This is a genomic window from Pseudoalteromonas sp. Z1A2, assembly GCF_011378755.1.
GTDB lineage: Bacteria > Pseudomonadota > Gammaproteobacteria > Enterobacterales > Alteromonadaceae > Pseudoalteromonas > Pseudoalteromonas distincta.
This window is the reverse complement of the sequence record NZ_WTKX01000003.1, coordinates 274,057-280,376: the sequence shown is the minus strand read 5'-3', so window position 1 is coordinate 280,376 and position 6,320 is coordinate 274,057. Positions and strand designations below refer to the sequence as shown.

Below are 6,320 nucleotides of genomic sequence, written 5' to 3'. Positions count from 1 at the left end.
CTTTGTGGCTCTTCACTTGTGGCTTGCTCGGCTTCTTCTAATGCTTTAGCTGCTTTTTTAGCTTTAGCACGAGCTATGGCCGCCGCTACCGCTGCTTTTTTATCATCAACAGGGGCATCACTTTGTGGCTCTTCACTCACGGTTTGCTCAGCGTTTTCTAATGCTTTAGCTGCTTTTTTAGCTTTAGCACGAGCTATGGCCGCCGCTACTGCTGCCTTTTTGTCATCAACAGGGGCATCAGTTTGTGGCTCTTCACTTGTTGTTTGTTCAGCGTTATCTAATGCTTGTGCTGCTTTTTTAGCTTTAGCGCGAGAAATGGCTGCAGCTACCGCTGATTTTTTGTCATCAACGGGGGCATCAGTTTGTGGCTCTTCACTCACTGTTTGCTCAGCGTTATCTAATACTTGTGCTGCTTTTTTAGCTTTAGCGCGAGCAATGGCTGCAGCTACCGCTGATTTTTTATCATCAACGGGTGCAGTCTCGGCCGATTCATCTGTTTGCGATTTTTGCTCTTTATATTTACGCGCTTGTTCTTTACGTAGTGCGCGCTCTTTTGCTACTTCGCTGTTGTCTGGCTCTAGTTCTTCGCCTTCTTGCTTTTTAGCTTTAGCGCGTGCAATAGCGGCAGCAACAGCTGATTTTTCATCGCCGTTATCTGATTTATTTTTAACACGGGCTAGTGCCTCAGCTACTTTTTGCTTTTCGTCAGCAGACTTAGCAGCAGGTTTGCGTTTATGGCGGTTTTGGCGTTCTTCTTGCTCACGCTCTAAACGTTCTTTTCGGGCATCAAAACGCTCTTTTGCTCTGTCGGCTTTAATTTTGTCAGCTTGTTGTTCTTTAATTTCAACTTTGGCTATACGGTAGTACTGTACAAGAGGGATTTCGCTTGGGCACACGTATGCACAAGCACCACATTCAATACAATCAAATAAATTGTGCTCTTGTAGTTTGTCGTACTCTTTTGATTTAGCAAACCACTGCAATTGTTGTGGCAATAAAGAAGCAGGGCAGGCATCGGCACAGGCGCTACAACGTATACAGGCTTTTTCAGGGCCGGGTTCCGCTAGCTCTTTATGATCAGGCGCTAAAATACAGTTAGTGGTTTTAACTATGCCAATACGTACTGTGGGTAGCGTAAAGCCCATCATTGGGCCGCCCATCACAACACTTTGCTGAGGTACAGGCGAGAAACCTTGGCAATCAAGTAAATGCTTTATTTCAGTACCAAGTAGTGCCCATACATTTCCAGGTTTATGAATAGTGTTACCTGTTACTGTAACTATACGCTCAATTAGCGGTTTGCCTTCATAAACGGCCTGCTGTACGGCAAACAAAGTACCCGTGTTGTGCACTAAAATACCAATATCGGCAGGAATACCAATGCTAGGAACTTCACGGTTAGTAAGTAATTTAATTAATTGCTTTTCACCGCCAGATGGATAAATAGTTGGCACCGTTTGAATAATAATTTTTGAGTTATGCTCAGCTGCTTGCTTCATTGCTGCAATAGCTTCAGGCTTGTTATCTTCTATACCCACAATGCACAGTGTTGGGTTTAAAAGTTGCTGCATTATTTCAATGCCTTGGATAACTTCTTTAGCGTGTTCGCGCATTAAAACGTCATCGGCAGTAATATAAGGTTCGCACTCAACAGCATTTACAATCAAAAATTCGATAGGTTGCTTGGTATCTGCTTTTACATAAGTAGGAAAACCAGCACCACCCATACCGCTAATACCGGCTTGGTGAATAATATTTATAAGCTCATCATGGCTAAGCTCAGCAGGATTTTTATTTTTATTTAGAGCTACCCATTCGTCTTTGCCGTCTGGTTCAATAATAACACTTAGTTCAGGCAGGGCCGATGGATGTGCTGATGGCATAGGTGCAATATCAGTAACCACACCAGAGCTTGGCGCATGCACAGGTACCGACCAGTTAGCAGCAGGCTCTGTTAGTGGTTGGCCTTTTAAGACGTGTTGGCCTTTTTCTACAAGTAACTTACCGTTTGCGCCTATGTGTTGCTTAAGCGCAACAATGAGTTTATCGGGCAAAGGTAGGCGAGTGATACTCGCACTATTAGAGAGTGATTTTTGTTGTGGTGGGTGTATGCCGCCAGGAAATGCCCACACGGTGCCTTTTTTTATTTGTTCAAGTAACTTGTCCACTCAAACCTCTAATCTATTTGTGTAACAGGAATAGCGTCTAGCTGCCATTTCCAGTTTTGTTTAGTTTCGGCTACAGGTAGCATATCAATGCAATCTACAGGGCAAGGCTCAACACATAAATCACAGCCAGTACATTCATCAATTAACACGGTATGCATTTGACGAGTTGCGCCTAAAATAGCGTCAACTGGGCAGGCTTGAATACATTTGGTACAGCCAATACATTCATCTTCGCGAATATAAGCCACTGTTTTTATAGGTTCTGCTTGCTCGCCACCGGCAAGTGGTTTTTCATCAACCCCCATTAAGCCGGCAAGCTTTTTCATGGTTGATTCGCCGCCTGGTGGGCATTTATTTATTTCATCGCCATTAGCTATGGCTTCGGCGTAAGGGCGGCAGCCCGGGTAGCCACATTGTCCGCATTGAGTTTGCGGCAAAATAGTATCAATTTGCTCAACAATAGGGTTACCTTCAACGCGAAAGCGAATTGCTGCAAACCCTAAAATAAGTCCAAAAATGAGTGCTAGCGAACCAATCGCTATCAAGGCATAAAACAAGGTCATATTAAAACTTCACTAATCCAGTAAAACCCATAAACGCCATCGACATTAAGCCTGCAGTGATCATTGCAATAGAGGCGCCTTTAAAAGGCGTAGGAACGTCAGCAGCTGCTAAACGCTCTCGTAGTGCTGCAAACAATACAAGCACTAAAGAAAAACCAACCGCAGCACCAAAACCATATACCGCAGATTGTAAAAACGAATGATCTTCTTTGATATTTAATAAAGCCACACCTAATACCGCACAGTTAGTGGTGATCAGCGGTAAAAATATGCCTAATAAACGATATAGGGTAGGGCTGGTTTTACGCACAACCATTTCGGTAAATTGCACTACAACGGCAATCACTAAAATAAAGCTCATGGTGCGTAAAAAGGCGATATCCAGAGGGATTAAAATATATTGATTAACTAAATAGCTAGTTACAGAGGCAAGGGTAAGCACAAACGTGGTTGCCAAAGACATACCAATCGCCGTATCAAGCTTACCTGATACGCCCATAAACGGACATAAGCCTAAAAATTGTACTAATACAAAGTTATTAACCAGAACGGTTCCAATCAATAACAAGACATATTCTGTCATGTGTGCCTCACGCTATAATAAACGTGGGTATTATCCTTTTTTCTTTATCGATTAACAACACATGAGAAGCAAATAAACGACTCAATCAGTAATGATATTAAAGCGACTTAAGATTTCAGGTGTAATTAGAATAGGATCAATATTATACGGCTTTAAAATATCTTTAAATTGATCGTGTTCTTGGTATAAATCTAATAGTGCTTTATTAAATAGGGCGATTTGTTCAGGAGATAATTGAATTTTATTAAACCCAATAAAATAGGGAGATTCGCTTTGTAAAAAAGCCAAATTAACATGATGTAAGTTAAATTGTTTTAGCCTAGCGCGCGCTTGTAAAGTATTGGCAAAATATCCATCTATACGGTTGTTTTCTATCATTTTTACACCCGTACCATTGGCATCAGTGAGTAAAACAATATCAAATTCTCTCAATCCGTCTTTAATCATTTGTTGCTGTATTTTGATTAGTTGAAAAGATGCATTTGAAGGGCCAAAAACAGCAATTTGCATTTTTTGTAGATCATTGAGGCTTTTAATGGTTTTTTTAGCACCTTCAGGTTGAAAAAAACCATATTGCATTTTCATAAGCGGAATCGAAAAGTAAAGCCATTCGTTGCGGTCAATATTCCAGCCCATAGGAAAGTTTCCTTGAGCTTGCAGGTTTTTTAACATCAGCTTAGAGCGACGATTTGGTACGCTAATAAACTCACATTTATAATTGAGGCGTTTACACGCTAAGGTAAGTATATCAACAAAGGGGCCAGTGGCATTATTGCTTTCATCAACAAATGAAAATGGGGGATAGTTGTGAGTGCTAAAAACTAATTCTTTTTGCGGGGCGCTTGCGTACAAACTCAAAGGCATAATAAAAAGTATAATAAAGGTAACTACTCTTTTCATGATGCCTCCAATAGACTATATGTCTTTAGGTTTTTCTATGTAATAACCCTGAACGCCATCTAAACACAACGTTTCTATAATGTGTTTCTCTTCTTGGCTCTCAACGCCTTCAGCAAATACGCTAACACCAATGCGGTGGGCTAAATCGACCATTAAGCGCATAAAGTACTGATTATTTTTATCATCTTCTAGGCCGCGAGTATAACTTGCATCCATTTTAATAAAATCAGGTTTTAAATCGCGGAAAAACTTAAATGAAGTTAAGCCAACACCAAAACGTTCAACAGTTACGCGTGCGCCAACACGGTGAACCATGTCGATAAAGCGCTTACTAGCTTTGATGTTTTGCTGTAAACCAAACTCGCTAACCTCAAATACTAGTTTAGATGCAATATGCGTATCTTTCAATAATCGGCGCTCTAGCCAAATTACAAACTGATCGTTGTGTGCACTTGAGGCTGTTACGTTTAAACCAAAAAACTTTTCAGATAAATTACGGCTTTTAACCTTTTCAAGAGAAGAGTCGATGATTAAGCGATCAATTTCTATTGCCATATCAAGTTTTTCGGCCATTGCTAAAAAAGAAGCGGTAGGCAGTACTTGATTGTCTTCTGTTTTAAATCGAACTTGTACTTCAGCGTAGGCTTTTATGCTTTTACCAAGCGGCATAATGTTTTGCATCACTAAATGAACACGCTTAGATTCAATAACTTCCTTAATAACCTTGCGCCAGTTTTGATTACCAAACCCCGCACTTACGTTATTAACTAAATCGGTTTCACGTTGTACGTGCCATGCGTTTACTTGTTTTGATTGCGCCATACTCATCGCGTTATCAACAACAGAAAGTAGTTCGCCTAACGGCTTACCTTTTTCGTAACCTACAATACCTGTATTAGCAACTGAGCTTAGCTCTTGGTTTTGTTGGTACTGTGTGAAGCGCGATTGCAGGTTTTCACCAAAGCGCTCAGCTTCTTTTAAAGGAATGTGGGGGAGTACTACCGCAAAATCAGAGCTGTTTAATCTAAACACTTGGCTACCTGTGTAAGTGCCGCTTATGTGTTTGATAATATCGGCAACACCTTTAACGTACTCGTCGCCTTTTTGATAACCACGGCTTTGGTTTATAGCTTGAAGCTCACTACAACGAACCATAGCTAAAGAGCCAAATGTACTTTGCTCAGTGTTTTCAATATTTTTTTCGTAGTACTCAACAAACATATTACGATTACCAAGCGAGGTAATTACATCTTTGTACGCTTCATGCTTGATAGTCATAGCAGCGCTTTGTATATCTTCGTTTTTGTTTTTTAAAAAATGCGATAATCGATTAAAACTAGGTACTAAATCTTTTCCCATTTTTTTCAATCGAGTGCCATCTAGTGCTGTTTCTAAATCATTATCAACTTGGTTTTGATTGATATAAATATCGATAATGTCAGCAACTGTTGTACTTATATTTTTATTTAAATGATAAAAAATAGATTTCATTAGAATTATTGGAATAATAACTAAAATGGCAGAAATCAAAATAACAATAAAAAGGGACGTTTGTAGCTGCGACGCTAAATGCTCAATGTTAAGTACAAATTCAACTTTTATATCTGCGGCATCGTTTACAGCAAACTGTGGGCGTACAGAGTTAAAGTTAGAGAGTACAAAATCAGCAAACATTGGTAATTGAGTAGGGGGGTTAATGCTAAATACTTCAGCACCTTGGTAATCTCTTAGAGTAAAGCTTGAAAACGTATTACCATCTGCAATTGATTGTTTTAAATTTTGAGCAGAAATATCGTCTAAAGAAAGGTCATTAATATACTTAGTAACAGTTTTTTGTGCATTTTTTTGTGCATCACTTACCGCAGTATCAAAGCTTATAGATATGAAGTAGCTTCCTGCTGCAACACACAATAACCAAGAGATAATTTGTATAAAAATAAGTTTTTTAAATCCAGCCATGTTTTCAGTCTTTTAATAATCAAAAGGGAAGGAATCAAGTCCTTGATTAATAAACTAAGTACAGCGCATTAAAGAATTAAACTAATGCTTTAGTTATATAAGGAAGAGTAGTGGAAATAGCTTGGAATGTCTATGAAATTCTTAGAA

Annotated in this window: 5 protein-coding genes; all 5 read right to left on the bottom strand. The window is 39.4% G+C overall.

Annotation, left to right across the window (positions count from 1 at the left end; genetic code table 11):
* The coding region (rsxC, locus tag GQR47_RS04185; RefSeq protein ID WP_165723584.1) for an electron transport complex subunit RsxC at positions 1-2,168 on the bottom strand (2,168 nt) is incomplete at its 3' end.
* Positions 2,169-2,176: 8 nt separating this feature from the next.
* Positions 2,177-2,731 (bottom strand): electron transport complex subunit RsxB, encoded by a 555-nt coding sequence (rsxB, locus tag GQR47_RS04180; RefSeq protein WP_007585357.1) that lies wholly within the window; start codon positions 2,729-2,731, stop codon positions 2,177-2,179.
* 1 nt (position 2,732) lies between these two features.
* Positions 2,733-3,314 (bottom strand): electron transport complex subunit RsxA, encoded by a 582-nt coding sequence (rsxA, locus tag GQR47_RS04175; protein ID WP_008172491.1) that lies wholly within the window; start codon positions 3,312-3,314, stop codon positions 2,733-2,735.
* A gap of 81 nt (positions 3,315-3,395) precedes the next feature.
* Positions 3,396-4,214 carry a transporter substrate-binding domain-containing protein gene (locus GQR47_RS04170; protein ID WP_024595053.1) on the bottom strand — a complete coding sequence of 273 codons (819 nt, stop codon included), beginning with the start codon at positions 4,212-4,214 and terminating at the stop codon, positions 3,396-3,398.
* 15 nt (positions 4,215-4,229) lie between these two features.
* Complete coding sequence (locus tag GQR47_RS04165) at positions 4,230-6,173, bottom strand: GGDEF domain-containing protein (protein WP_024595052.1); 1,944 nt, start codon at positions 6,171-6,173, stop codon at positions 4,230-4,232.
* Positions 6,174-6,320: the final 147 nt, after the last annotated feature.